General features: G+C 56.6%; 27 protein-coding genes. 13 read left to right on the forward strand and 14 right to left on the reverse strand.

Annotated features, from left to right (window positions below):
- Window positions 1-80: 80 nt before the first annotated feature.
- From AC5S26_RS01690 to AC5S26_RS01700, 3 genes are all read right to left on the reverse strand, one after another.
- Window positions 81-416: a hypothetical protein gene (locus tag AC5S26_RS01690; RefSeq protein WP_494183113.1), complete on the reverse strand. Its 336-nt coding sequence runs from the start codon at window positions 414-416 to the stop codon at window positions 81-83.
- A gap of 184 nt (window positions 417-600) precedes the next feature.
- Window positions 601-1533 carry a hypothetical protein gene (locus AC5S26_RS01695; protein ID WP_494183114.1) on the reverse strand — a complete coding sequence of 311 codons (933 nt, stop codon included), beginning with the start codon at window positions 1531-1533 and terminating at the stop codon, window positions 601-603.
- 89 nt (window positions 1534-1622) lie between these two features.
- Entirely contained in the window at window positions 1623-2801 is a 1179-nt protein-coding gene (locus AC5S26_RS01700) for a glycoside hydrolase family 76 protein (RefSeq protein ID WP_494183115.1), read from the reverse strand.
- A 334-nt stretch (window positions 2802-3135) separates the two neighbouring features.
- Between AC5S26_RS01700 and AC5S26_RS01705 the strand changes: the two genes are divergently transcribed.
- A complete protein-coding gene (locus AC5S26_RS01705) occupies window positions 3136-4068 on the forward strand; it encodes a glycerophosphodiester phosphodiesterase family protein (RefSeq protein WP_494183116.1) in 933 nt (310 codons plus the stop codon).
- 96 nt (window positions 4069-4164) lie between these two features.
- Complete coding sequence (gene bla / locus AC5S26_RS01710; protein WP_494183117.1) at window positions 4165-5043, forward strand: class A beta-lactamase; 879 nt, start codon at window positions 4165-4167, stop codon at window positions 5041-5043.
- A gap of 45 nt (window positions 5044-5088) precedes the next feature.
- Here bla and AC5S26_RS01715 read toward each other — a convergent pair whose 3' ends face one another.
- Entirely contained in the window at window positions 5089-5529 is a 441-nt protein-coding gene (locus tag AC5S26_RS01715; RefSeq protein WP_494183118.1) for an NINE protein, read from the reverse strand.
- A gap of 283 nt (window positions 5530-5812) precedes the next feature.
- On the opposite strand from AC5S26_RS01715, the gene AC5S26_RS01720 reads away from it, so the two are divergent.
- Window positions 5813-6022, forward strand: coding sequence for a hypothetical protein (locus AC5S26_RS01720; RefSeq protein ID WP_494183119.1), 210 nt, complete (start codon window positions 5813-5815; stop codon window positions 6020-6022).
- Window positions 6023-6093: 71 nt separating this feature from the next.
- Here AC5S26_RS01720 and AC5S26_RS01725 read toward each other — a convergent pair whose 3' ends face one another.
- Window positions 6094-6501, reverse strand: coding sequence for a cupin domain-containing protein (locus AC5S26_RS01725; RefSeq protein WP_494183120.1), 408 nt, complete (start codon window positions 6499-6501; stop codon window positions 6094-6096).
- A 66-nt stretch (window positions 6502-6567) separates the two neighbouring features.
- Complete coding sequence (locus AC5S26_RS01730; protein ID WP_494183121.1) at window positions 6568-7815, reverse strand: amidohydrolase/deacetylase family metallohydrolase; 1248 nt, start codon at window positions 7813-7815, stop codon at window positions 6568-6570.
- A 129-nt stretch (window positions 7816-7944) separates the two neighbouring features.
- Here AC5S26_RS01730 and AC5S26_RS01735 point away from each other — a divergent pair, with 129 nt between their 5' ends.
- From AC5S26_RS01735 to AC5S26_RS01750, 4 genes are all read left to right on the forward strand, one after another.
- Window positions 7945-9375 carry a PP2C family protein-serine/threonine phosphatase gene (locus tag AC5S26_RS01735; RefSeq protein ID WP_494183122.1) on the forward strand — a complete coding sequence of 477 codons (1431 nt, stop codon included), beginning with the start codon at window positions 7945-7947 and terminating at the stop codon, window positions 9373-9375.
- Between the two features lie 151 nt (window positions 9376-9526).
- Window positions 9527-10684 carry an acyltransferase family protein gene (locus AC5S26_RS01740; protein ID WP_494183123.1) on the forward strand — a complete coding sequence of 386 codons (1158 nt, stop codon included), beginning with the start codon at window positions 9527-9529 and terminating at the stop codon, window positions 10682-10684.
- Between the two features lie 179 nt (window positions 10685-10863).
- Window positions 10864-11880, forward strand: a complete 1017-nt coding sequence (locus tag AC5S26_RS01745; RefSeq protein WP_494183124.1) for an alcohol dehydrogenase — start codon at window positions 10864-10866, stop codon at window positions 11878-11880.
- 201 nt (window positions 11881-12081) lie between these two features.
- A complete protein-coding gene (locus AC5S26_RS01750; RefSeq protein WP_494183125.1) occupies window positions 12082-12390 on the forward strand; it encodes a hypothetical protein in 309 nt (102 codons plus the stop codon).
- Between the two features lie 15 nt (window positions 12391-12405).
- Here the strand turns inward: AC5S26_RS01750 and trhO are convergent, their stop codons facing one another.
- The 3 genes from trhO to AC5S26_RS01765 all read right to left on the reverse strand — a co-directional run bounded on the left by trhO (window position 12406) and on the right by AC5S26_RS01765 (window position 14241).
- On the reverse strand, window positions 12406-13146 hold the full coding sequence (trhO, locus tag AC5S26_RS01755) for an oxygen-dependent tRNA uridine(34) hydroxylase TrhO (protein ID WP_494183126.1): 741 nt from the start codon (window positions 13144-13146) through the stop codon (window positions 12406-12408).
- A gap of 256 nt (window positions 13147-13402) precedes the next feature.
- A complete protein-coding gene (locus AC5S26_RS01760; RefSeq protein WP_494183127.1) occupies window positions 13403-13648 on the reverse strand; it encodes a DinB family protein in 246 nt (81 codons plus the stop codon).
- Window positions 13649-13695: 47 nt separating this feature from the next.
- Window positions 13696-14241, reverse strand: coding sequence for a cupin domain-containing protein (locus AC5S26_RS01765; RefSeq protein WP_494183128.1), 546 nt, complete (start codon window positions 14239-14241; stop codon window positions 13696-13698).
- Window positions 14242-14467: 226 nt separating this feature from the next.
- On the opposite strand from AC5S26_RS01765, the gene AC5S26_RS01770 reads away from it, so the two are divergent.
- Window positions 14468-14899 (forward strand): hypothetical protein, encoded by a 432-nt coding sequence (locus AC5S26_RS01770; RefSeq protein WP_494183129.1) that lies wholly within the window; start codon window positions 14468-14470, stop codon window positions 14897-14899.
- A gap of 37 nt (window positions 14900-14936) precedes the next feature.
- On the opposite strand, the gene AC5S26_RS01775 is transcribed toward AC5S26_RS01770, so the two are convergent.
- Window positions 14937-16067, reverse strand: a complete 1131-nt coding sequence (locus AC5S26_RS01775) for a tetratricopeptide repeat protein (RefSeq protein ID WP_494183130.1) — start codon at window positions 16065-16067, stop codon at window positions 14937-14939.
- A gap of 246 nt (window positions 16068-16313) precedes the next feature.
- Between AC5S26_RS01775 and AC5S26_RS01780 the strand changes: the two genes are divergently transcribed.
- Window positions 16314-16697 carry a hypothetical protein gene (locus AC5S26_RS01780; RefSeq protein WP_494183131.1) on the forward strand — a complete coding sequence of 128 codons (384 nt, stop codon included), beginning with the start codon at window positions 16314-16316 and terminating at the stop codon, window positions 16695-16697.
- 103 nt (window positions 16698-16800) lie between these two features.
- Here AC5S26_RS01780 and AC5S26_RS01785 read toward each other — a convergent pair whose 3' ends face one another.
- Complete coding sequence (locus AC5S26_RS01785; RefSeq protein WP_494183132.1) at window positions 16801-17754, reverse strand: PhzF family phenazine biosynthesis protein; 954 nt, start codon at window positions 17752-17754, stop codon at window positions 16801-16803.
- Window positions 17755-17819: 65 nt separating this feature from the next.
- A complete protein-coding gene (locus AC5S26_RS01790; RefSeq protein WP_494183133.1) occupies window positions 17820-18503 on the reverse strand; it encodes a DinB family protein in 684 nt (227 codons plus the stop codon).
- A gap of 144 nt (window positions 18504-18647) precedes the next feature.
- Between AC5S26_RS01790 and AC5S26_RS01795 the strand changes: the two genes are divergently transcribed.
- Both AC5S26_RS01795 and AC5S26_RS01800 read left to right on the forward strand, forming a co-directional pair.
- Complete coding sequence (locus AC5S26_RS01795; RefSeq protein ID WP_494183134.1) at window positions 18648-18887, forward strand: peptide ABC transporter substrate-binding protein; 240 nt, start codon at window positions 18648-18650, stop codon at window positions 18885-18887.
- Between the two features lie 190 nt (window positions 18888-19077).
- Window positions 19078-20124, forward strand: coding sequence for an alpha/beta hydrolase (locus AC5S26_RS01800; protein ID WP_494183135.1), 1047 nt, complete (start codon window positions 19078-19080; stop codon window positions 20122-20124).
- A gap of 76 nt (window positions 20125-20200) precedes the next feature.
- Here the strand turns inward: AC5S26_RS01800 and AC5S26_RS01805 are convergent, their stop codons facing one another.
- Window positions 20201-21391 (reverse strand): GGDEF domain-containing protein, encoded by a 1191-nt coding sequence (locus AC5S26_RS01805; protein ID WP_494183136.1) that lies wholly within the window; start codon window positions 21389-21391, stop codon window positions 20201-20203.
- A 304-nt stretch (window positions 21392-21695) separates the two neighbouring features.
- Here AC5S26_RS01805 and AC5S26_RS01810 point away from each other — a divergent pair, with 304 nt between their 5' ends.
- Both AC5S26_RS01810 and AC5S26_RS01815 read left to right on the forward strand, forming a co-directional pair.
- Window positions 21696-22484, forward strand: coding sequence for a transporter (locus AC5S26_RS01810; RefSeq protein WP_494183137.1), 789 nt, complete (start codon window positions 21696-21698; stop codon window positions 22482-22484).
- 99 nt (window positions 22485-22583) lie between these two features.
- Entirely contained in the window at window positions 22584-23048 is a 465-nt protein-coding gene (locus tag AC5S26_RS01815; RefSeq protein WP_494183138.1) for a hypothetical protein, read from the forward strand.
- Between the two features lie 75 nt (window positions 23049-23123).
- Here the strand turns inward: AC5S26_RS01815 and AC5S26_RS01820 are convergent, their stop codons facing one another.
- On the reverse strand, window positions 23124-24398 hold the full coding sequence (locus AC5S26_RS01820) for a hypothetical protein (RefSeq protein ID WP_494183139.1): 1275 nt from the start codon (window positions 24396-24398) through the stop codon (window positions 23124-23126).
- Between the last annotated feature and the right edge of the window lie 135 nt (window positions 24399-24533).

Genomic DNA, 24533 nt, shown 5'->3' on the forward strand with positions numbered 1-24533 from the left:
CTGAAACGAGGAAAAAGAAAAAGGCCCCTTTGGAGGACCTTTTCTTCAGAATCTGTGCAAGTTTCGGGAGTCTGACAGGATTACATGCCGGAGTTGTCATGCTCGAGCTGCGCCTGATATCCCTTTTCGAAGCTGTCGCGGTAACCGTCTTTGGCCGCACCCTTCACTGGGGGATTCTTGTAGAGATGCGACGACTTGGCGTCGATCTTACGCTTGGCTGCCTTGTCGAGCTTGGCTGCTTCGATTCCGTCACGAAAGCCCTGCTGGCCCTGTTCGGTACCGGCTGGAGGCGTGTTCCAGTCCTGGGCCTGCGCCGGGGTGTTCTGGTTCTGGGAGTTCTGGGCGTGCGCAAAAAACGGGGCGCCGCTCATAAGGACCACTGCCATCAGTGGCGTTGCAATGCGATTAAGCTTCATACTTCCCTCGCGGCCAGGATCCCGGTCGAATAAAGAATCCCAAGGGGTACGTCAAGGTACGCCCTTTCGTCAGGCCGCCCTATAAGATACAGAGAATGCAGCGAGGGTTGCAAATATATTTCGTATTACAGCGCTATTTTCGCGCTTAAGAAGCGTATTTGCTCCACCGAATGTTACGAATCGGTTACATATTGGTGTGGCCGGACCGCATTTCCTCGTTAAACGAGGGCTTAATGAACTGCAGCGCGGCGGCGAGCTCCTGCTCGTAGCCTTCGCGATGTCCCATCAGGGCTTCGGACGGGGTTCCAAATTCGGTATCGGCGTTAAGGAGAATGACTCCTTCGTGGGCTACCGAAGCGGCAGTCTGCTTCAGCTCCTCGACGGTCGTATTGAGATACTGGGCATCGCGTGGATCGGTGAGCCATACCGGCTCGCCGCCGCCGAGAACGCCGGACAGCCAGAAGACCTTGGCTGCCAGAAATTCCTGGCGCTGCGCGTCGGTGGTGTCGTTGAAGATGAACTTCTTCTGCTTGGCGCTGTAGTAACGAGTGGTGACGGGGACGGGCTGACGATTGCCGCTCTTCACCAACTCGAGTTGTCCCTGGTCCATCGTCTTGCGAACGGCGTTGTAGATGAAGCTCTCGGCAAAGGGCTGCTCGAGTGCGGCGACCACCTCGGCGAAGGTGACGGTCAAAGATGCTGCTACCTTGGCGTGCAGAATGCTCTCTTTGCCGTCCTCCAAACGGGTTTCGCCGTGAACGATGCTGGTATCGGCGCCCGAGGTTGACGGATGGAAGGGCCACTCAAATTTACCGAAGCTCAGGGGAATGCCGTGCAGGGTCAGATAACAGTCCGGACGCGGATTCCTGAGGCGCGTGGCGGCCTCCTTGAGATAGCTCTCGACGACGCCCTTCAGCGCAGGTCCGCTGAAGTCAAACGCGGAGCTGAGCTCGAGCGTCTGGGTTTTAGAAGGATTGGAGGCCAGGCCGAAGGTAAAGCGCGAGGTCGGGCCGCCGGAGAAGTCCTTGCCCTCCTGCTGTTCGATCACGACCAGACCAGCTGCCTTTGCCGCTGCCTCTACCTGTCCCGCCAATACCGTCTGTGCTCCTGTGCTCATTGCCTGCCGTCCTGATTCAAGTTTTTCCGCAACCTGTTTATTTTACCCGTTGGGGTCGGCCAGCGCGGATTTTGAATTGCCTCAGGAACTTAGCGGGTAGTGGCTGCAGCAGCGATAAGGGCGTCGAGCGCCGAACTCTGTGTTCCCGCGTCCGGCTCACCCGGCGGTCCCGACCACACCACACCGAAGGTGTTGTTGGCAGTGCGGCTCTTCGTCCAGATGGCATCCGCATTTACGGCAAACGCTCGGATGGACTGCGGATCGGGATCGAGCGCACTCAGGTCGCGCAGGTTGCGCAGGAGGATGCCCTTGAACTGGATGCCATCGGCGCTACATTTGGGCTCGCAGGGCTCGTGGAGGATGCCCGTCTTATCGCTGAAGTGCGTTACCGCCGCCTCGGCGATCTGACGAGCCTGGAGGAGAACATCGGCACTTCCGCCGGTCTTCGACCATTCGGCCAAGGCTCCGATGAGCACGCCCTGGTTGTAGGTCCAGACGGTCTTCTGATTGTTATGGCATGCACCGCTAGCCTTGTCGATGACGAGGCCATCGTTGACGAGGTGGTCGCCGTTGATCATTCCGGTCGAGCGGAACCACTGCCACTCCTTCGCGGCCCAGTCGCCGTATGTCTGGCCCTCGGCGGTGGAGATGCGGGTTGCAAGGTGCGCGGCGACCGAGAAGAAGAGCTCGTTGGCGATGGCGTTCTTGTAGTTGCGATCCTTGCTCCACCAGATTCCGCCGCCACAGGTCTGGTCCCAGCCTCCAGCCATGTCATCGAAGATGGACTGGGCCATGGTGAGATAGCGCGGGTTATGGGTCAGGTCGTAGGCGTCGATCCATGCCAGGGCCCACCATCCCTCATCGTCGTAGTACTTGTTCAGAAAGCCCGGAAAGCCGGTTCTCTCCTTCTTCGCGTCGGTGCGCTTCTCGGTGGGGATGGTGATCTGCGCCTGTTTATAGGTGCTGGCCAGCACACCAACATACTGCTTTGAGCCGCTGACACGCATGAAGTCGGTAAGGGCGGTGATCGCGTTGGCGGAGTTCCACCAGCCGGTTGTCTTGTAGAGGCCGACGGAGGATTCGTACCAATGCTGCATCGCCTTGACGCCGAGCTCAGCTCGGTGGCGAGCCTCCTGTGACGAGGTGGAGGATGTCGGCTGCTGCGCGAAGCAGGCCATCGCGGAGGCGAGACAGAGAAGCGGCGAGAGGAATCGACGCAGAATCATCTCTCCGTTGTACCAACTAAAGTTCAAACGGACGAATTTCACTCGACTTGCGCCTACGATATCGACGTGAGAATGTTTGAGGCATGGGACGTAAGAAATTGTGGGTTATTGGAGGAGCGGTCGCATCTTGTCCAATGATCTTGATCGCATCCTTCCTGATTGCTAACAAGTTCTACATGCGATTCATATTCAAAGGCGCGATAAGTGATTTCGCTCCAGGAGACTCATTCGGAGTCATTTTGTATACGTTTTTGTTTACGTTTCTGCTTTTAATTCCGGTTCTTCTGGGATGGTGGTTGCTTTATCGCCGTACTTCAGATTAGCTGCGTTACACAGCTTTATTGCGCTGTAACCACGGGCGACGAGAATCCACTCCATGTTCAAAAATCTGATTGCCCTTCTACTCCTGGGAGTTCTGCCCATCTCTGCTCAGACGATTCTGGTTCATGCGCACCGTGGCGGGCGCGCGTCGCGGCCCGAAAATACGATCCCCGCCTTCGAGTTTGCGATTGAGCACAAAGTGGATGCGCTGGAGCTGGACCTGGCGGTGACGAAGGACAATGTGCTGGTCGTCTCGCACTCGCCTTATCTCACCCAGGTGGAGGCGAAGGACGCTTTCATGAAGACCGTGCTGGCTAACGAGCGTCACTGCACTGGTCCGGCGCTGCCTGCGGGAACCCTGATTCGTTCGCTCACGCTTGCGGAGCTGAAGCAGTACGACTGCGGCGCATCCACGCTGGCAGCGTTTCCGCACCAGGTAGCTGTTCCGCATACGACGATCCCGACGTTTGAAGAGGTTCTCGATCTTGCCCCGAAGGGAACGTTCGACTTCAACGTCGAGACCAAGATCTTCATCAATCATCCTGAGATCACGCCCTCGCCCGAAGTCTTCGTGCAGATGATCGACGAGGCGGTGCGACGGCATCATCTGGAGTCGCGCGTGATCTTACAGAGCTTTGACTTCAGAACGCTGCAGGCGATGAAGAAGATCGATCCGAAGATTCGGTTGTCGGCGCTCTTTGGGCAGGCGAAGTACGACACGTTCATGGGAATCACGGATCCTGACAAGAGTTTCGTACACATTGCCAAGATCTCGGGCGCGGGTATCCTGAGTCCGGACGAGAGCCTAGCCACTCCGGCAGAGGTCGCGGCAGCGCACGGTGCGGGTCTACAAGTAATCCCTTACACAGTGAACACGGAAGAGGGTTGGAAGAAGATGGCCGAGGCCCATGTCGACGCGGTGATCACGGATGATCCTGCCGGATTACTGGACTGGTTGCGTACGCAGACGCCGCCACTGCATCCCTAGAGACGGGCGACCGTTGCACATACGGATACGTGCCTGCCGGCGTGCCACAATCCACACTGATTCCACAGGCGAGCGTGCGTAGAATCGCATTCACGCATGCTCCCCTCCACGCTTACTCGCAGATCTGCTCTCTTCGCTCTTGCCGCTGTCGCCACCAGTCCACGTGCCCTGCTTGCTGCGGGCTCAACAGACCTCACTGCCACTCTTGCGGAACTCGAAAAGAAGAGTAAAGGCCGGCTTGGCTGCGCCATTCTGCTGCCCTCCGGTGAGCGTATGGCGCATCGTGCCGAGGAACGTTTCCCTATGTGCAGCACCTTCAAGTTTCTGGCAGCCTCTCTGATCCTGCAGCGCGTCGACCAGGGCAAAGAGCAGCTCGACCGTCGTGTGTCGTTCACAAAGAGCGATCTGGTGGCCTACTCGCCAGAGACGGAAAAACATGTGGGCGGCAGCATGACTGTGGCTGAGCTTTCGAAAGCTGCCCTTACCCTCAGCGACAACACCGCCGCCAACCTGCTGCTGGCGAGCTTTGGGGGACCTCCTGCCATAACCGCGTTTGCTCGCTCTCTCGGCGACAAGGTGACGCGGCTCGACCGCAACGAGACCTCTCTCAACGAGGGCACACCCGGGGACCCGCGTGATACGACAACGCCGAACGCTATGCTCGGCAATCTCCAGCGCGTGCTCTTCGGGGAGGTGCTCAAACCTTCCTCGCGCAGACAGCTTACGGAATGGATGCTGGCGAACACGACCGGAGCTGCCAAGCTCCGCGCGGGTCTCCCTGGCGATTGGAAGGTTGCCGACAAGACGGGTGCCGGTGATCATGGCAGCAACAATGACATCGGCGTTCTCTGGCCGCCTAAAGGCAAACCGATCTTCATCGCCTCGTATCTCACTGAGACTACGATCTCTACCGATGAGCGCAATGCGATTCATGCCGAGATCGCTCGCGCCATCGCGAAAAATTTATCCGCTTAGTGAAGCTCGATTTTTGCAGAGAAGAACTGGCGCGCCTTGCAGGCATCAGGCGATAGGCTGCGTCGTCGCAGTGCCGCAGCGGGGACAGAAGCCTGCTCCAACGGCGAGCGCAGCCCCGCAGGATAGACAGGTGAGTCCGGCGACAACGGGCGGCGGATATCCGGAGGCGTCGCTGGCGCGAATCTGATCGGCGATAAAGGCGGCCTGCATCGCGTTATAAGCACGCACGCGTCCAGGCATGAAGAAGGCTTCGATGAATCCGAGGATTGCAGGAATGCCGGTCCAGCTGAAAAGAAGATAGAGAATCCCCAGACCATTGCGGCGAAGGTAAAAATGATGGATCCCGAAGTTGCCGAGAAAGATGGCAAGAAGGACTCCGACAACTTCGTCGCGGCGCGCCTGCTCGTATTCGGCGTAAAACCACGCGCGCTGATGCTCCGTCATGGCTGCGGTATAAAGAGGATCGGTGTAGTTCAATGCTGCCATACCTCCAAAGTGCTGACAGAAGATACGTGGAAATCGATCAGCGAGTTCCGAGGGACCGCTTCTCTCTATTTCTCAACATCTTCAGTTCCTCAGCGAACGAATGATTCAGCTTGCGGAATGATGTACGACCCGATTGATCGCATTTATTCGGCGTACACGGACCAAGATGGTCGCGATTTACAAGGTTTTCCTGTGGATTAGTGTGAATTTCACAAGCGAGTGTTGGCTTGCGCAGGCAACAAGTTTTGATCTCGAACACTCAAAGCATGCAGGAGGAGCAGCGATGGAACATATTCAGAATGGACAGTGTGGTCTTTGTACTCACTTTGGGGAGAGCCATTCTTCGGCCCCCGCGCTGATCACGATCATGAAGAGCCATGAGGCTCCTCTGAACATGGTGGATGAGTGCGGTCATCCGAAGCATGCCACTCTGCACCTGAAGGTAACGCCGATCAGCGGCTGCGATGGGTTTACGGCAGCTGCGCAGGCATAAAAAGGTTCTTCGTTCGGAAAGAGAAAGGCCCGGGACAGGTGTCTCGGGCTTTCCATTTTTAGATTTCTTTTTTAGTACTGGGTTCTGATGAAGCTTTCCGGCGTGCCGTCTTCAGGATTGACGAAATGAACGTCTTCCGGAGGGCGACGTGGCGTATCGATGGCCAGCACGGTGAAGGGCTGTTCGAGAAGCCTTGCAAGCGCGTGAACGGTGTTCTTCCTGAAGAAGACCAGTTCCCCGCGACCGATCTCTCGCGGTGGATTCCCGGCGATGACGATCTCTGCACGCCCTGAGAGTACGTAGAGATATTCGTCGCAGCTGGTGTGATAGTGCGCTGGGGCTGGGCGGTGGACACGGAAGATGCGGCAGCTTGCCGCCGGCTCATCGGTGAGCCGGATATCGGTGAGCATGGTTTCGGCAGTCTCGGGCAGAGTCGCGGCGAGGGTGGCGATATCGAAGAATCTGCTTTCGGTCGGCATGATCGTGTTCGAAGTATAGATGGCTTGTTTCGGAGCAGCCGGGTGGAGAGCGGGATTTCGCTTCGTTCAACGAATGGCGTATTTGAGGTGGCCTTCGCGCCACGGAACTGCTGTGCGAGCGTTGAGATCGAAGACGACGCGGCCGGCGCGAATGGTCATCTCGGGAACGATGCGTTCCGTGCCAGAGACCTTTCCACCGGCAAGATCGGCGTAGCCGAAGTCGCCATGATCGATGCGGAGGACGGCGATGTCGGCGACGGAGCCGATGGCAATCTGGCCAAACTCAGGATGGCCAATCTCGGTGGCCGGGTTGGTGGTGGATTCGCGGATGACCTCGGACAGGGGGACGCCCAGCGCGAGCATCTTGCTCATCACGTTGGGCAGATTGAGCATGACGCCTGTAGCGGAGTCGACATGGAGATCGGTCGAGATGGAGTCGGGGAAGAAGCCGCCCTTCACCATGGGCTCGGCGAGCGCAAAGTTGAAGGAGCCGCCGCCGTGGCCAACGTCGAACTTAATTCCGCGTTTGTGTGCCTCGAGCATGTAGGCCGCTGGCTTGCCCTCGGGCGTGAGCAGCGGGGCAGGCATACGGAAGACGTGAGTGCTGATGTCGCCCGGACGCAGCAGGGTGGAGATCATCTGCTGGTAAGACTTGTTGTCGAACCAGCCGAAGTCAACCATAACGGGGAGATGATTGCGGTTGCCTGCCTCGATGGCCTTCTGGACGGAGATGAAGTTGGGCTGCTGCCAGTGCGCGGTCTTGATGCCGACGATGATGTCGCGGTTCTGCTCGATGGTCTTCGAGATCGCGTCGACGTCCATATCGTGCTCGTTCTGCTCGGCGACATCGTCGTTGTTGGCCATACCAGCGCCCACGATGTTGAGGAAGGCGAAGATGCGCGTCTTGGAGGTATCGATGACGCGGTGGCGAAAGTCAGGAAAGTCGCGCCAGCCGGAGGAACCGGCATCGGCTATGGTCGTGACGCCATTGGGAGTGGCCATGACATCGGCAGGAACAGAGAGGTCTCCGTCGCCCCAGGCGTTATGACGAAGGCCGATGAAGACGTGCTCGTGAATATCGACAAGGCCCGGCGTGAGGTAGAGTCCTGAGATATCGACGGACTTCTTCGCGGCGCTGGCGGCAATTGAAGGCTCGATGGCAGCAATCTTGCCGTCGCGAATGGCTACATCGCGCCTGGCATCGACATTGTTCTTCGGATCGAGAACGTGTCCGTTGCGAAGGACGAGATCGTACTGCTGGGCATGCGCAGAGAGAACGCAGATAAGAAGAGCGGCGGCCAGGATGCGGAGCATAGGTGGGAGTATAGCCAAAACCATTTGCCGCATGTACCGGCCTGGACATGAGTTATTCCTCTTTACTCCTCACGAACGATGGCATATGTTTCACGGCAGGGCTATTCTCAAAAATTTTAGAGCGGCAGTGTGATCCGACCGATGATCGATCTGCAAGTAGATTCCCTGGCCTTTCGTAAAGCACTCCTTCAAAGTGAGCGGCGGCGTATCTATGGCATAGTCGCGTTCCTCCTTGCCTTTGCCATCGGAATCGCAATTCGCATTGTCGTCTTTCGATCCCACATGAGCCCCTGGGGAGTGCTCATTCTGCTGTTGATCGTGGCCTATGAACTGTGGATTCTGTCTCTGGTAACAAAGGCTCTAAAAACAGGTCGGGATCTTCCGCATGCACTGTGGATGTTTAGCATCGTCCTGGAGATAACAGCTCCTGCTCTGGGGATTGCCTGTTTTTCAAGCCCGCAGCTGTTGGCTGCGTATCGGCCGATTGCCACTCCATGGGTACTCGCATTTTTTCCGCTGATCATGCTCTCCGTTCTACGTTTGAACCCGCGAGTCTCTCAGATAGCTGGATTTGCTGCGACGATTGGGTATCTGGCGAGTGCCTACTCTCTGGGTTGGCGTCCGAGCCTCGTAGACCTGGCTCAACATACCCCCGCGCAGACGGCAGTCGTTTTCTACGCATTGATTCTGCTGGCGAGCGGCTTTATCGCCGGTATGGTGAGCGACGAGATCAGAAAGCATGTGGGAGCAGCGCTTCACGAAGCCGAGATGCAGCGCCAGCTCAAGCAGGTCGAGCACGATCTGGAGGTCGCGAGATCGATTCAACAATCGCTGCTGCCCAGAACTCGACCAGACATCAAAGGCTTGGAGATCAGCGGATGGAATCTGCCCGCTGATGCTACAGGTGGCGATTACTTCGACTGGAAGAAGTTGCGAGACGGCCGTCTTGTCGTTACGGTAGCGGATGTAACCGGACATGGAATTGGTCCTGCGCTTCTTGCGTCCGTATGCCGTGCCTATGCGAGGTCCAGCTTCGACACGCATGACAATGTCGTGAAGGCTTTGCAGCATATCAATCAGTTTTTCTGTGAGGATATTACGGACGGCCGGTTCGCGACTTTTGTGGCCGCCGTATGCTCCGGCGAGATGGGCCGGGTGGAGCTGCTCTCTGCCGGACATGGCCCTCTGTTCGTATACTCATCGGCCAACGATTCCTTTCAAGGAATCGCAGCACAGTCTATTCCGCTGGGCCTTCTACCTGAATTGAATTCAGGAGAACCCGTCATTCTGGATTTGAGTCACGGAGATATGGTGGTCCTGGCCACGGATGGATTTTTCGAATGGGAGAATAAAGACGAAGAGCAGTTCGGTGTCGAAAGATTAACCGAGGCCGTTCGGGCAGCGCGACATCTGCCGCCCGAAGAGATTATCGCCGAGCTGTATAACGCCGTGCGGAAATTTGCGGATGGCACAAAACAGATGGACGACCTGACTGCAGTGGTGATCAAACGAGTGAGCGGAGGGGGTGAGGTTCGCACAAGTGCTGGATCTAACGGCTGACCTCCATAGGACGACCAGGCATACAAGCTGCATGTACTGACCGGCCAAGATTCGGATCTCGGAATCGGCATACCCGCCCTGCCGTACAAGATTGACGGAACCTCCTCAGTCCCCAAAACCGCATCGTTGTATGTATGCTGTTTGGACCTTTATGAATCAGCGATCCGGATACCTGCAGACGAAGCCCCACTATGAGATTCTCGACGGCCTGCGCGGCGTGGCCGCAATGATGGTCGTCATCTTCCACACCTTTGAGGCATACGCCGAAGGAAGTCCCTTCAAGCAGAAGCTCAATCACGGCTACCTGGCAGTGGATTTCTTCTTCCTGCTTTCGGGCTTCGTGGTGGCCTATGCCTATGACGATCGCTGGGGACGGATGACACAGTGGGATTTCTATAAACGCCGCCTGATACGGCTGCAGCCGATGGTGATTGCAGGCACCATCATCGGGGCGGCGCTGTTCTACTTCCAGAGCTGTCCGATGTTTTCGCTCGTAGCGACAACGCCGATGTGGAAGATGCTGTTGGTGATGCTGGTGGGCTTCACGCTGATTCCGCTGCTGCCGTCGATGGACATACGCGGGTGGCAGGAGATGCATCCGCTGGACGGACCGGCGTGGTCGCTGTTCTTTGAGTACATCGCCAATATCCTTTATGCAGTCTTTCTGCGCAAGCTCTCAAACAGAGTGCTTGCGGTGCTTGCTCTGATATGCGCGGGGCTGCTGGTTCACCTGACGGTGATGGGTCCAAGAGGCGATGTGATCGGCGGATGGTCGATTGACGTACCACAGCTCCACATTGGATTTGCGCGGATGCTGTATCCATTTCTTGCGGGCATGCTGTTGATGCGGCTGGGCAAGCGGATTCATGTGCGCAGTTCCTTCCTGTGGTGCAGCCTGCTGCTGATTGCAATCTTCTGTGTGCCGAGGATTGGCGGCCCGGAGCATCTATGGAGAAATGGGCTCTACGAGTCGTTCGCGATCATCGTGATGTTTCCGATCGTGGTGGCAATGGGTGCAGGCGATAACGTCAAGGAGGGGTTCGAGTACCGGCTGTGCAAGTTCTTCGGCGACATCTCGTACCCTCTGTACATCACGCACTATCCGCTGATCTATGTGTACACGGCGTGGGTGACGCGGGATAAGATTCCGGCACCGAAGGGAGCCGTAGTAGGGGTGCTGCTGTTTATTGTGGCTATAACGATTGCGTATGCCTGCCTGAAGCTTTATGACGAGCCGGTGCGCAAGTTGCTGAGTGCACGGTATCTGAAAAGACGGACTCAGGAGGGACAGCCGGCAGTTTCGTTGTGAAGGTGAACTACGGCACCCGATGCATCATTTGTAGTGGCCGCACTGTCGATAGGAAGAGTGGATGAGTTCGTGCGCTGTTCATCTGAGCATCGTATAACTCTTGTGAGACAGAATCGCATATTACATGGGCCTCATATTTTGATTTAAGCTACCGTGACGCAGTCCAGAGGAGGGTTGTTATGGCGAAGATGCGTGCAGTGCAGGTTCCCAAGCCAGGCGGCGAGTGGGAGTTGGTGGAGCGAGAGATTCCGGAGCCAGGGCCGGGAAAAGTTCGGGTGAAAGTACAGGCGTGCGGAGTCTGCCACAGCGATTCTGTGACCAAGGATGGTTTGTTTCCGGGACTTCAGTATCCGCGGGTGCCGGGACATGAGATCGTCGGCGTCGTGGACAAGCTGGGTGAGGGTGCGAAGGGATGGAAGGTTGGCCAGCGCGTCGGCCTCGGCTGGCATGGCGGCAACTGCGGGTATTGCCATAATTGCCGTCGCGGAAACTTCTTTGCGTGTACGAATGACCTGCAGACGACGGGCGTGACCTTCGATGGCGGATATGCAGAGTACGTCGTGGCTTCGGCGATAGGGCTGGCGGAGATTCCGGATGGATTGAGCGCCGTTGAAGCTGCTCCGCTGATGTGCGCAGGGCTGACAACATTCAATTGCCTGAGAAATTCGGGTGCTCGACCTGGCGATGTAGTCGCGGTGCTGGGGCTGGGCGGACTAGGCCATCTGGGCGTGCAGTACGCGGCGAAGATGGGGATGAGAACGGTGGCGATTGCGCGCGGCGCAGACAAGGGCGAGCTGGCGAAGAAGCTGGGCGCAGACGTGTTTATCGATAACCAGACGCAGGACCCTTCGGCGGAGCTGCAGAAACTGGGCGGAGCAAATGTTGTGCTCGCGACGGTTACAAATGCGGAAGCAATGTCCGCAGTGATGGGCGGACTGGCAGCAAAAGGGACATTCATGATTGTGGGCGCGGTGCCGAAGGCGGAGGTGCCGGCGCTCCAGATGGTGCTGCAGTCGCAGTCGGTGCGTGGTTGGTACTCGGGAACATCGATCGATTCGGAAGACACGTTGAACTTCAGCCTGCTCGAAGGAGTTCGATCGATGAACGAGGTTTACAAGCTTTCCCAGTACAAGGAAGCCTACGAACGGATGATAACTGGGAAGGCACGGTTCCGCGCAGTGATGACGATGGAGTAAGTTTCCTCACTGTCCAAGGAGCGTTGGATCGGCCAAATCTTAGAAAGACTGGTAGCAGATGGCCCCGATGATTTTTCGGGGCCATTGTCTTTGTGTCTCAAGAGAGATGCGCTGGATAACGATGTCCGTTTTTGCCGGTTCTATGTCGTGGCGGCCTCTCCGAGACGGATCTATTGTTCGATCAGTCAAGGAGGATCCACCATGAACACCCTTTATTCAACCCGTGCAAACCAGCAAATCGCGGCAGTTTCTTTGGGCAACCGGTTCTCGTTCGGGCAGCTTACAAGAGTCTTTCCGAAGCGATCTTTTGGCGCCGAGACCAAGCGGGCTCTGCTAAGGCAAGTGGCCAAGGTCGACGTCTGGTATCGCCAGCAGAAGAGACTCAGCTCAGAGGAGTTTTATCAATCGCACGTCAATGCGATCTTTCTGGCCTTGTACACCGAGATGATCGTCGGAGTTTTAGCAGGCATCTCGAGCATCTCGTTGTTCGGCACGTGGGCCGTAAGGTGAAGCTTCCAGCCTCGTCTAGCCTTCGAAGGTCTCGTGATCGACAGCCGTCCTGCGGTCGAACACATAGCATCCACCTTGCCACCTGCTGTCGTGCTTCGGCGTCTGCTCCAGATACTTCAGAATGCCGCCCTTCAGGTGGTAGACCTCTTCGAAGCCCTCTTGCAGCATGAAGGCTGAGGCCTTCTCACAGCGGATGCCTCCGGTGCAGAACATTGCCACCTTACGATGCTTCGCTGTGTCCAGGTTTTCGCGGACGTAAGTCACGAAGTCCGAGAACTTGTCGAGCTCCGGAGTGACGGCTCCCTCAAAGGTGCCCGTCTCGCTCTCGTAGGTATTGCGCGTGTCCAGCACGAGTACGTCCGGGTCGGAGATCAACTCGTTCCACTGCTGCGGCTCAACATACGTTCCCGGCCTCGTTGGATCGACCGCAACGTCACGGAAGGTGATGATCTCAGCCTTGGTCTTGAACTTCAGGCGCTTGAAGGGCGATTCCTCGGAGGAAGAGAACTTGACCTCTGCGCGGTCCAGTCCAACGCGATCTGCCAGCAGCTGGAGGAGACGATCGACGGTTGCAGGGGCCCCTGCCACAGTTCCGTTGATGCCCTCGCCGGCGATCAGCGTGGTGCCGAGAAGGTTGCTGTCGCCAAAGCTGGAGAGTAGTTCCTCTCTCAGAACAGTCGGTTCGGAGAGGCGAACGAATCGGTAGAAAGCTGCAATGGTGTAGGTCACGCTCGTTTCATCATAAATCGCCCACATGGAGCATTTCGGACTGATGGGATGAGGCGCAGATGAACGTAACAGATCAAGGTGAGCCCCCTCCCTCTTTTTCTCACAAAGTATTGATTCTTCAATGCTTAGGTCCGGACCACATAGCCAAAGTATTGATTATGCTTGACTTAGGGACAAAGTATTGAAAACGAGGCAGATATAACCCCGGAGTTTCGCTTGAGCCGGTTTTTTCTGATCTGTTCCAGTATAGAGAATCAAGGAGAACTCATCGGCACTCTCGATCTTATTGGTTATGAAGGGATTGCGAGACTTTGGAGCTTGACAGAGAAGTTTGCCTTGTTTTTGGAGATTCCCAGTTCCAGAGTTTCGAGGAGATCTCTGTAGGCAGCGAATGGCTGAGTTGGTGGGCGAGCATGCTGACCTGACCGCGGTGGTGGGCCTCGTGGGCGATCATGTAGCAGAGTATCTGGGGCCGGGTTATCCATTGGCTGCGCACCTTCGGATATCGGCACTGGCTGACCGACAGCATGATAGACAATGCAGGTAACGCGAGGTTTAGCCGAAAGCTTACACGTTCTACGCGGGCGGTAGGGGGTATTGCGGCATCACGGTGCGCACCTCATCGGGAGTCAGCAGTCGTACCTCATGCATCTCGAATATTTCCATCGTCTCCGTGAGGTCCGCGGTTGCGTAGGTAACGACATCCTTATCACTCGGAAATTCCATCCGCTCGGCCGGGGCATTCATCTTGTTCACGGCGTCGACGAACCCTCCCGGAGTGATAATTGCAATAAGGTGGGTCTGCTCGGATTCAATAAGGAATGCATGGGGCTTTTGACGGGGAAGAAACACGAATTCCCCGGCTGTCACCGAGAAGACTTCACCATCGACATACACCGTCATCTCACCCTCTAGAAGGTAGAAGACCTCATCTTCTCGCGTGTGCACATGGGGCGGTGGTTCGGTGCCCCGTTTGGTCTTGGCAACGATGATGTCAAAAGCTCCGTTATTATCAGCAGGCCCCGCCATCTGGCTGATAAGAATCCCCTTGTACCAGGTTGAATTCGGCAGTGCCGGCGATCTCTTGTAGGCTTTTACAGCGCTCGATGTTTTTCCCTTCATTTGTTCCTTTCCATGCGTGGCTCGGGTTGGGGGATGTCAATAAGAGCGCCACTCGGCGTGCAATTCCCGAAGTAAAACTAGTAGTTTTTACTGACGCCTTTATCATTGCCCCGCGGATATATAACCCGCGTCCGCCGTTTTTATTCCAGTACCCGATTGCGCAGCCCGTGATCGGAGCTTGTTGAGCAGCGTGGCCGATCATGCTGCAGATAGAGGAGAGGGAGTCGTGGCCACCTCTCAGCAACTCGAACCAGACGCCGCTCGGATCTTTGCCATCAACGAGGGCCTCAATCAACTTCACATCGAGCATCTCCACCCGGACGTCTGGACCGCTAGGCCTCCCGGCAAGGTCCGCTCCATCGTGGCCATCTTCACCCACATGCATAACATTCGGGTGAAATGGATCCGTCTGACCCATGTCTCCGGTCTGTTTTGTAACGCAAGTGCTAAGTACGCTCAGGTGCGGGGAGGATTCTTTTTCTTGAATGCAGAGGTGTTCCTGCACATCAATGTCGGCCACTGTGCACCATTGTTGGCCCCTGTACAAAGCCTCTGGCCACTACCAAAGAGTGTGCAAAGTCTCATTCACGCCGGAGGCGTGCTGTGTCACGGTTGCCGTTTCGGTCTGGGCGATGTCCTGGTCGAATTCAGGGAGTAAGGTACGGTTTGCCGACAAACCGGGAGTTGACGCTCAATTAGTTCACAAAAGCGTCTTCCACCATCACAGTGAGTTCGGTCCGGACCTGGACAGAGTTTTCGTCCACCCGGAGAGGGAGGAAGCTGAACGACTTCGCTTTGTATGCTGCCATAAGGCCGCTTTGCTCTGTCGGAGGATCGATCGCCGAGGCTGACTGTACATGACCGTCGACACCAACGACGGTCTTGACGCGCACCGAAAGCGACGGCCGGGCGTTTCCGGCCTGGAGGAGCTCGGGCGTAGTGAGCCTTTTCATCATCTCGTCGCTAGATCTCTCAACCGTGGGAGCCTCGGAATAGATACTTCCGCTTGCCTTGCCACGTTGATCGAAATAAAAAGCTGCAAGCGCCGAGATCTTTGTCGGATGGGGATAATCAAGGGCCGCAGCTTTCAATAACAGTGTCTCCGCCTGCTTGTCGTAATCGAGCTGATGACTACGAAAAAACGGCCAGCGTGACATGTAGTGGAGTTTCAGTCCCGTCAACGCAGCGATATTTGAGTCTTCCTCTGCCTCTCGGAATGCAAGCCACACAAAGCTTGATTGCTGTTCGCTCCTATCCACACGGGTTATATTGAGCTCTGGCCCGGTACCCGCCACCCCGCTGATGGCATAGGAATAGAGGTCCGCCAGCCGTTTCGGAATGGTCGTGTCTTGTGGGGACAGAGTGCGGGCGTACTTCAGCCATCGGAGCGCTTGTTCCCGATCGGCGATGGAGAGAGCGCGCCCAGCATTTGAGAGCACAGCGGGGTCAGTCGGCCTGCGTTTCACCTGCTTGTGCCACAGGGCTCTGATCTCGGCGTAGTCTGGGATGGCTTCTGTGCCGACGTCGAGCCCCTGATCCAGGTAATTCTCAAGATTAATACCGGGATCATGAGTAATAACCCATCGGATCAGGGCAATTCGATACGTCCGCAGATCGCTCAAGGGTAGGCGACGCGCATAGAAGTCGAGCATGCATTTCGCTCGTTCCAGATCGTCGGGATGCGCAGCAAAATACTTTGCCTGCGTCGAAGGTTTGTTCTCAAGCGCGGCGCAGCGAAGATTGCCTTGGGCTAGTCCAGGGGTCGCAAACAAGAGAAACGAGAAGATGTTTGTTAGCCCTCTGTGCAATCCTTTGTTCTTTCTCATCGCGACATCGGTGCTCCTGGTGATTTAGACACCGGATCCCGACGAAATCGCTCATGGGCTACCAGTTCCTCCCGAATAACGGGTAAACCGGAAGTTGTCCTTTCGTTTCTCGAATTGGTATTGATGAACGCGCTAGTGTCCGACAAAAGGTCCAACTCTAAGTTCGGATGAGTCAAGAGCTCCCGCTGCCTTAGCTGCTTCCTTACCCAGCGAACAAACTCACCAGGAAACCGGTTTGCGTCGAAGATGGGGCACCCGGCTGCTTTGCAGGCGGTGAAGCGGAATACTCTGCACTTTGATGACCTGTGGGGTATAGACTTAGGTACGATCGCGTTCGGCGGCGCTCTGCTGCTGACGATCGGGTATGCTGCAGTTTATCCGCGCTTCAGAGAAAACAGGGACCATCTGATCCGCCGCAAAGAAGTATCGGAGGCATGTATGCGTTCTGAAGCCATTTTTCGTGCAAAAGAGACTCTCTCAAACCGGTATCAGCTATGCCAGATGGCGGCGAAGACCACGCGCCGGATGCATATTGCATCGCGAAACACACAGGACACGATCAACAGCGCGTTCCTGAAGATCGCTGCCGATTCATCTGCGGTGCCTGTCAAGCCTGTGATCGTGTCGTAGCGGGGTTCCAGCCTGGCTTCCATGGGCATTCGATTGTGGTGAGTTTGAGCGATCCGGCCCTTCAGCAGGCACGGACCGCTCTTTTTTCGTGGCGCACCAGTGCTCAGAGCATCAGCTTACCCTTGACACACGTTCGGATCGCTCCACCGACCCATATTTTGGAACCATCCTGTCGTATGTGAATACGGCCCATCCGCCTCATGACTGCGCCCTGGCTCACGACATATTCTGGAGGCGCGATCCGGCTTTTGATAAGCCATTGCGCAAGTCCGGCATTCAGACTTCCGGTAACAGGGTCTTCGTGACCGACACCTTCCGCACTGAAGGCGCGCACCTCAAATTGAGCAGCTGTTCCATCTTTCAAGGGATTGAATGCTGCAAAGGCTCCGACCTTCAGTCCTGCCAAGGTCGAATAGTTCGGACGGAGTGCAAGAACTTCCGTCCGGGAACGCAACATGACCGCAAGCCAGGGCGATCCGTTATCCACCCAGTTTGAGGCGGTGATTGCGTCAGGCGCCACGTTCAGGCCTTTGATTACCCGTGCCAGAATCTCAGGCTCGACCGGCCCACTACGAATCAGTTTTGGCGCCGCAAACGAGAGGCCCTCAGGCGTGCGACGGAGGGGGATGAGGCCAATCCCACATTCCTGCACGATCTCGCTGCCTTTTGCTACTCCACCGGAAGCTAACCAGACGTGACAGCTGCCCAGAGTAGGGTGGCCGGCAAAAGGCACTTCTCCCTCCCGGTTGAAGATGCGAACGCGATAGTCCGCAGCAGGTGATTTCGGTTTTACAAGAAAGGTTGTTTCACTAAGATTCGTCCAGTTTGCGAAAGCTGCCATCTGCTCATCGCTTAGCGCGTCGGCACGAATGACTACGGCGAGAGGATTGCCAAGCAAAGGTTTGGATGAGAATACGTCAACTTGGTGGAAGTCGAACGCAGTGGCGCTGTTTGCCGTCCCTTGTTCGTTGCTCTGTTCTGTCGCGAGCAGGGGTATGGCGGTCGCGGCTGTATTGGCTGCGGCGAAGTTGAGGAACTTTCGTCGATCAATCCACATGCTGGCCTCAATGGTAGAGCACCCGAGATATGAGTTTCTATTTGTGTATGGGACAACCGCAACGATTAGTTTGCGCCGCCGGAGTCGCCGCCTGCCTTCGCTCCCGGAAGGCGCTTGCTGAGCAAGGCGATCTGGCCGGTGTGGTGCGCTTCATGCTCGCAGACGTGAAACCACTTACAGAGGTTGTTGGTTGGACCCCATCCCCAGCTTTTGTCGGCTGCGAGGAACCAGGCATCATCCTTCTTGCGAAATTCGGCTAACGTTTTTTCGCGTACCTCGTGCAGAATGCTTACGTAGTAGTCGCGATCGTGACCCTTGATGGTGGCGCGGCCTGCGTCGCCGAGATTCATTGCGGGATCCCACTTCTTTTTGATGTCGGCGGACCAGGAGTCCCACTTCATATTGTCGAAGGTGTTCATCTGGTAGTACGTCTCCGTCGCGGCGAGATGGAGCATGAGGGCACCGATGGTGTTGGCGTTTTTGTCGAAGAGGTAATCGAGATCTGCCTGCGTAAGCTTTCCTGTGGTGACAAGGACCCCGTTCCTTTCGCGTAGCCAGGTGAGCTGCGAGACAAAAGTTCCGATCTGGGGGGAGTAGCCGGGCAGCGGACCGAGCATGTTTGGGCTACCGGTTTCGGCGAGGGCGGTTTCGGAAACAGTTCCGTAGCTGGCGGCAAGGGCGGCTACGCCGGCGAAGACGAAGGTTCGGCGCGTCGCCAATGGATTGGGGCTCAAAGAAGATCGGGGCATCACTGGTTTCCTCCGGACAGGACGTCGTTGTGCCGCTGAATAAATTCGGTGCGAGCCAGTCTACTGGAAAGCAGGAGACGTGGGGGCGGTTCGAGCTTTCTATATGGGCCGCCGCCGAAGTTCGAGGAGCGTAAGATCGTCTGCATGATACGCAAACGCTACTTGAAAGCGACAGCACTGAAGGGCGCAGCCATTGTTGGTGTTGCCATGGTGGGGACGGCGGTGGGAGCGATGGCCGTGGGTGCGATGGCTGTGGGTGCGTTGGCGATCGGTGCGCTCGGGATCGGCGCACTGAGGATGGGAACAGGAAGGATCGAGGAGCTGAGCATCGGCAAGCTTACGGTGGATGAGCTTGTGATCAAGAAGCGTGGCGAAGAGAGCTAAAGTGAATGCCTCTAACAGTGAGGGCGGAGAAGACAGGGTTGGCGGTTGTAGAGGCGGTTCGAACTTCGCTCGAATGATCCCATTCCTGCGCTGCATGAATGGGGCACCTGGCACCCGTTAGAAATCCTGAACGATATTTTTGTACCGATCGCTGCGTTACCTGCAATATTGGTTGGCGGAGGCCGGATTGATGAAACTGTGCTTTGTTGTGGCAACGTTGTCGGTGGGGCTGGTGGCGGCTGCGCAGGAGAATCCTGCGGCGAAGATTACGGAGAACCATGTGGTAACGGAGGCCGATGGTACGGTGCGGGAGCAGCGTGTGATTCCGCTGCCGCAGTGGCTTAGTCCAGAGGCGAAGGCGTGGTTGAGCCGTCCGCTGGCGACGGATGCGAATGTGCCGCAGACGATTGAGCAGCGGCGCGCGATGCTGGATGCCTCGCAGGCGCGTCATCGTGATGAGTTGCTGAAGATGTTTCCGGTGACCGTCAAGAACAGCACGGTCGCAGGCGTTCCAGTGCGCGAGGTTATGCCGACGACGATCAAACATCAGGATCGTGTGCTGATCTGCCTACATGGCGGCGGGTTCAATGCGGATTCGGGTTCGTATTCGGAGTCGATTCCTGTGGCGGGGTTGACGGGCGTGCGCGTGGTAAGCGTGTTGTACCGGATGGCGCCGGAGAATCCATTTCCTGCTGGAGTGGATGATGTGATTGCGGTCTACAAGGAGTTGCTGAAGACCTACAAGCCGAATCGCATCGGCATCTTCGGCAGCAGCGCGGGCGCGGCGCTTACGCTGGAGGCGGCGGTGAAGATGAAGCAGTTGAAGATGCCGATGCCTGCGGCGCTGGGTCCGTTTTCCTCGTCGGCGAGCATGGTGGAGGGCGGCGATTCACGGTCGTTGTACAACACGGATGGATGGCGCGGGTACGTGCCGGTTCAAGATGGAATGCAGAATCCGGAGTATGTGGGGAAGACGGACCGGCACGATCCGGTGTTGTCGCCGATCTATGCCGATCTGCACAATATGCCGCCTGCGCTCTTCATCACGAGCGAGCGTGATCTGCTGCTGAGTTCGACGAGCGAGTTGCATCGCGCATTTTTGCGGGCGGGGAACCAGTCGCAGTTGATTGTGTTCGATGGCCTGCCGCATTGCTTCTGGAATAACAATCAGCTGCCGGAGTCGCGCGAGGCGTGGGGATACATGGCGGAGTTCTTTGATCGGGAGCTGGGGCGGTGAGATCTGAGAAGAGAGAGAGACGGAGGTGGGGAATGCCATCTAAGCGATCCTTTTTTACGAAGCTCTCAGATGGAGCTTAGCCTTCTATATTTTTCGCTACCGTAAAGGGATCCTGCATCACACGATTTCTCCCTGCCAGCTTTGCTGCGTACAACGCGCGATCTGAGCGGCGTAAGGCGCTTTCGAGCGTATCGTCGGGCTGGAAGACGGCGATGCCGAAGCTGGCGGTAAATCCCAGGCAATGGCCGTTGGCCGAAACCTCCAGCGCTTCCATGGTGGCGCGAAGCCGTTCGGCGGTGGAAGCCGCGTTTTGGGCATTGGTCTCTGCAAGCAGCGCAACGAACTCCTCGCCCCCGAGCCTGGCTGCGACGTCGTAGCTGCGCATGGCGGCGGCAAGAGCTTTGGCGACCGAACAGAGAACGGCATCACCGGTCTCATGTCCATATCGATCGTTGATGCTCTTGAAGTGATCGAGATCCATGGCCAGCACCGTGAGCGGAGTACCGTGGCGACGGCTGCGTTTGATCTCGCGGAGAGCGTGCTCTTCGAGACCGCGGCGGTTGAGCAGACCGGTGAGAGAGTCGGTTCGCGCAAGCAACTCCTGGTTGGCATAGAGGCGGCTGGAGGTCATCCAGAAGTAGCCGATCGGGATTCCGACGATCAGGATGTAGAACCCCAAGAAACCGAAGAGCTGCGAGACGGAGGCGATGAAGAAGTTTTGCGGTACGCCCCAGAAGAGAATCCCTATGCAGCGGATGGCCGTCATGAGACCGAAGACGACATAGAGCGCGGCGGTTGCTCTGCACGGGACCCGCACCGCCGGATCGGCGTAGCGGATCAGAATGTAGGCGGTCGCGGCGGCCACACCGGCTGTGACCAGGCTCATGAGCAGGGATCGTGCCGCATAGCTGGGATGAAGATGCGTGTAATACATCAGCCCTGCGAAGGAGGGCGCGAGGAAGAGTACCTCGAGCCAGCCGGTTCGCAGGTCGGGCTTCAGAAAGGCGGCGAAACAGCGATGGACGAGCAGCAGAGTCGCAACCAGGAGGAAGTTCGAGAGCACCAGAACGAAGAAGTCCGGGAGATGGCCCTGCCGCATTCTCAGGACGGTGCTCAGGCAGCCGATGGCGTAGGCGATGGTGAGGAGGAAGAACTGCCGGAAGCGGCGATGATGGAAGGCGATTACAGCGAGTCCGGCGGTGCATCCGGCAAGCAAGAACACGTTGATGTACAGGATGGTGCGGACATCCATCAGAATCGAGCCCAACTGATTTTTTTTAGCGTGAGATCTGTATATTCCCACGCGGAGAACGCAAAACGCAAGAACGAAGAGGCGAGAATTCAAGCGCTCCCTGATCTGCTTCGGCCCAATTCGGGCCGAGGGAAATCGGGGCTCGGTGTTTCCTCCAGATGTGAGGTAGGGCTTGTTTGAGGATGAACCTTTTTTGTGCGAGTAAGATCGTGGGAATGATTCGCAGACGCAAGGTTGAAGTGGACGGCACAAGGTGTCGCGTGCCGGAGTGTAGGCGTGTGCGCGGCGGATCGGTTCGGGTTGTGGTGGCGCGACTTGTTTGCTCCGTTGCAGCAGCGGTGATGTTCGTTTCTGTGGGCCATGCGTTCGCGCAGGACTTGAGTCTGAGTCCGACACGCCCCACGGTGGCGATGGAGCGACGATTCAGGGCAAGGGCGTGCTGCAGGTGGAGGCGGGCTACGATGCCTATCCACAGAGCGTGCCCGGCGATCAGCAGACGGCGGACACGCTGGTGACGTATGCCCCGCTGGATCGACTTCGGCTGGACATGCTTTGGTCGGCCTTCAATCATCAGCAAGAGGACGAGGTCGTGACCAATGGGGTCGGCACGATGCAGATCGGCGGCAAGGTCGTGCTGAAGAAGGAAGACTATCATCGCGCTGCTCCCGGGTTTGCCTTGCAATACGAAGCGGCGCTACCGACGGCGTCGGAGCATGCGCTGCAGGGCTACGGGCAGCAGGCGACGCTGATGGTGAATCACCACTGTGGCAAGGACGGCGACCTGGATGTGATTGCCAACGGCTCGGTGGTGCAGTCGGACTGCCAGACGAGGATGGGATGCAGCTATGGCGGGCAGCAGTCGTTTGCAGTGAGCTATCACGTGAATAAGCAGACGCGGCTGTATGCGGAGGTCTTTGGGCAGAATGTGTCGCAGTCGAACACGCCGCCGGGGACGTACGTGTTTGGCGGGTTCTATCGCCAGCTGGGCGAGGCGTTCGGGATCGATGGTGGGATGCGGTTCGGGGTGAGCGACCACGCTGCGAGTGTGGGTTCGACGATCGGGCTGGTGTTTGGGCGGCGGCTACGGGGGGATGTAGCGGCGAAGTAATGACACGGATGCCTCAGGGGCTAAAGCCCCTTCACCGTGGAGATCGTTCGACACGGCTAAAGCCGTGCCCTTAAGCGAGGCGGTTCGAGCTCCGCTCGAATGATCCCACATCTCAAAATCGAGATGTGGGGCACTCACTGGGTAGACCTGGGCCACTCATCCGTTTCTGACGATAAAATCCGTTCAATGTCGGACGCGAACGATCTATCAATCTGGAAGATCATTTTCCTGTCTGGCTGCGGGCTTATCGCAGCATGCTTCGGGGCACTTTGTAACTACGCCATATCCACGAACATAATAGGCGATCACTTGGCGTTGGGCTTCTCGGCGATTGGTGCGGGCTTAGTATGTCTCATTGTCGGCGCAATTGGGTGGGCTATAAAGCTAGGCAGACAAGAATCTAAGAAGCTCGCGTTGACGCTTTTCTCTGTGCCTGTGGGTGTATGTCTCTTAGCTGTTTTGATGAATGTCAATGTGCACATAACATTGCCAATGATTGTGTTGGTGTCGATCCCGGTGTGTCTCCTGGGGCTGGTGATGCTGATTGTCTCGGTATGGAAATAAGGTTCGAGACTTGCTCGAACGATCCCACTCATGCGATGGCCGAATGAATGGGGTCAGATGTGGGCCACCCGACCTCTAACGTGCGAGGGAAAAAACGCGGAGCTCATTTAACTCGATCGAAGCGTAGTGATTTCCGTCTGGAGATAACGCAGCCCGCCCATTCTTTGGCAACGTGCGATCTATAAGTGGAGATTGTGAATTGCGGTCGAATACTAACCAGCGTGCCTCTCCGTCTTCATCGCATTTGGTTCCCATGATTCGCTGGATTGGATTACATGGCTGCGGGTTGATGGCGGCATGAACGCCATACCGGGAGAAATTGTTGGCTACAGTTTCGATTGTTCCATCCATAGGTGAAGGAACCCAGGGCAAGGTTTCTGAGTGCCCATCACTTTTCCAGCGCATCAAGCGCTCCGCATTACTTTTGTAGGTATGAACTTTTCCTACTACACTGCCGTCGGCTAATATGCCAACCAATGCGGCAGTCTCACCATCAGCTAGGTTTGCTGTCCAGCCTTTATCGGACGCGCTGAGCACATTGAGAGCACAACGAAATCTAGCGCCCACGTGAACCACATTAGTGTTGACATACGAACCGGGAGTTAATTCCTGTCCGCAGTACATAAAGGCGATGTCGTGCTCTCCAAACTTCCGATCCATTGCTCCAGTTGGCCAATCCACTTGTCGACGGGTGATCACGGTTGCTGCGGGGCCGTCAAGAATGGAGTAGGTCCGCGGCCCGGAAAGCGCGTAGCCCTCTTGAAAGACGATGGCGTGATTCACAAGAGTTGTCTGCTCGAGAAAGCCATTGAGTTGTGCCACGTCCTTTAAGGACTTATCGAGAAGATGGACGCCGGACTTCGATTCAGACCTGCCATCTTCATCGAGATTGACAGATTCTCTACGAATGAGAAGCGTCCCATTTGGCCCTGACATGGCCTCGCCGTCTGCAACGAGCTCACCATTACCGTCGGCGAGATAAGGGAAGTCGCGACTGGCTTTTAGATTACCTTGTAGATCGAAGACTAAGACTCGAAGCATACCGTCAACCTTACGGTCAGGCGATTTGCGGCAAGGAGGGCTAGTGTTAAAGCCAACTGCAATATCTTGATTGTTGATCCAGACCACGAAGCGGTAGCCAATGATCCGCGAGGCGCATTCTGTGTAGCCGGTGGATTTAAAGAAATCAACGGGCAAGCCATGCTGCTTGAGAGGTACTTGAACGCTGGCCTGTGGCCCTATGTCAGCTGCCCTTTCAGGATGCTTCGTTTTTCGGGAGCAACCTGCGAATAGGGCGCAGCACAAAATTACCAGTGAAGCTAACGTTTCAAGCTTGGGATGTGCTGACATGGTTTGTTTGCTAAGTCTAGCCCTAATTAATAAAAGCAGATTCCCCGTTACGCTACGGGATAACAAGCAAAATGATGCCGGAAAACAGAAAAGCCGCGATTACTCGCGGCCTTTCTGTCTATTACTTGATATCCG

The organism is Edaphobacter sp. FHG110511_03 (genome assembly GCF_059115365.1).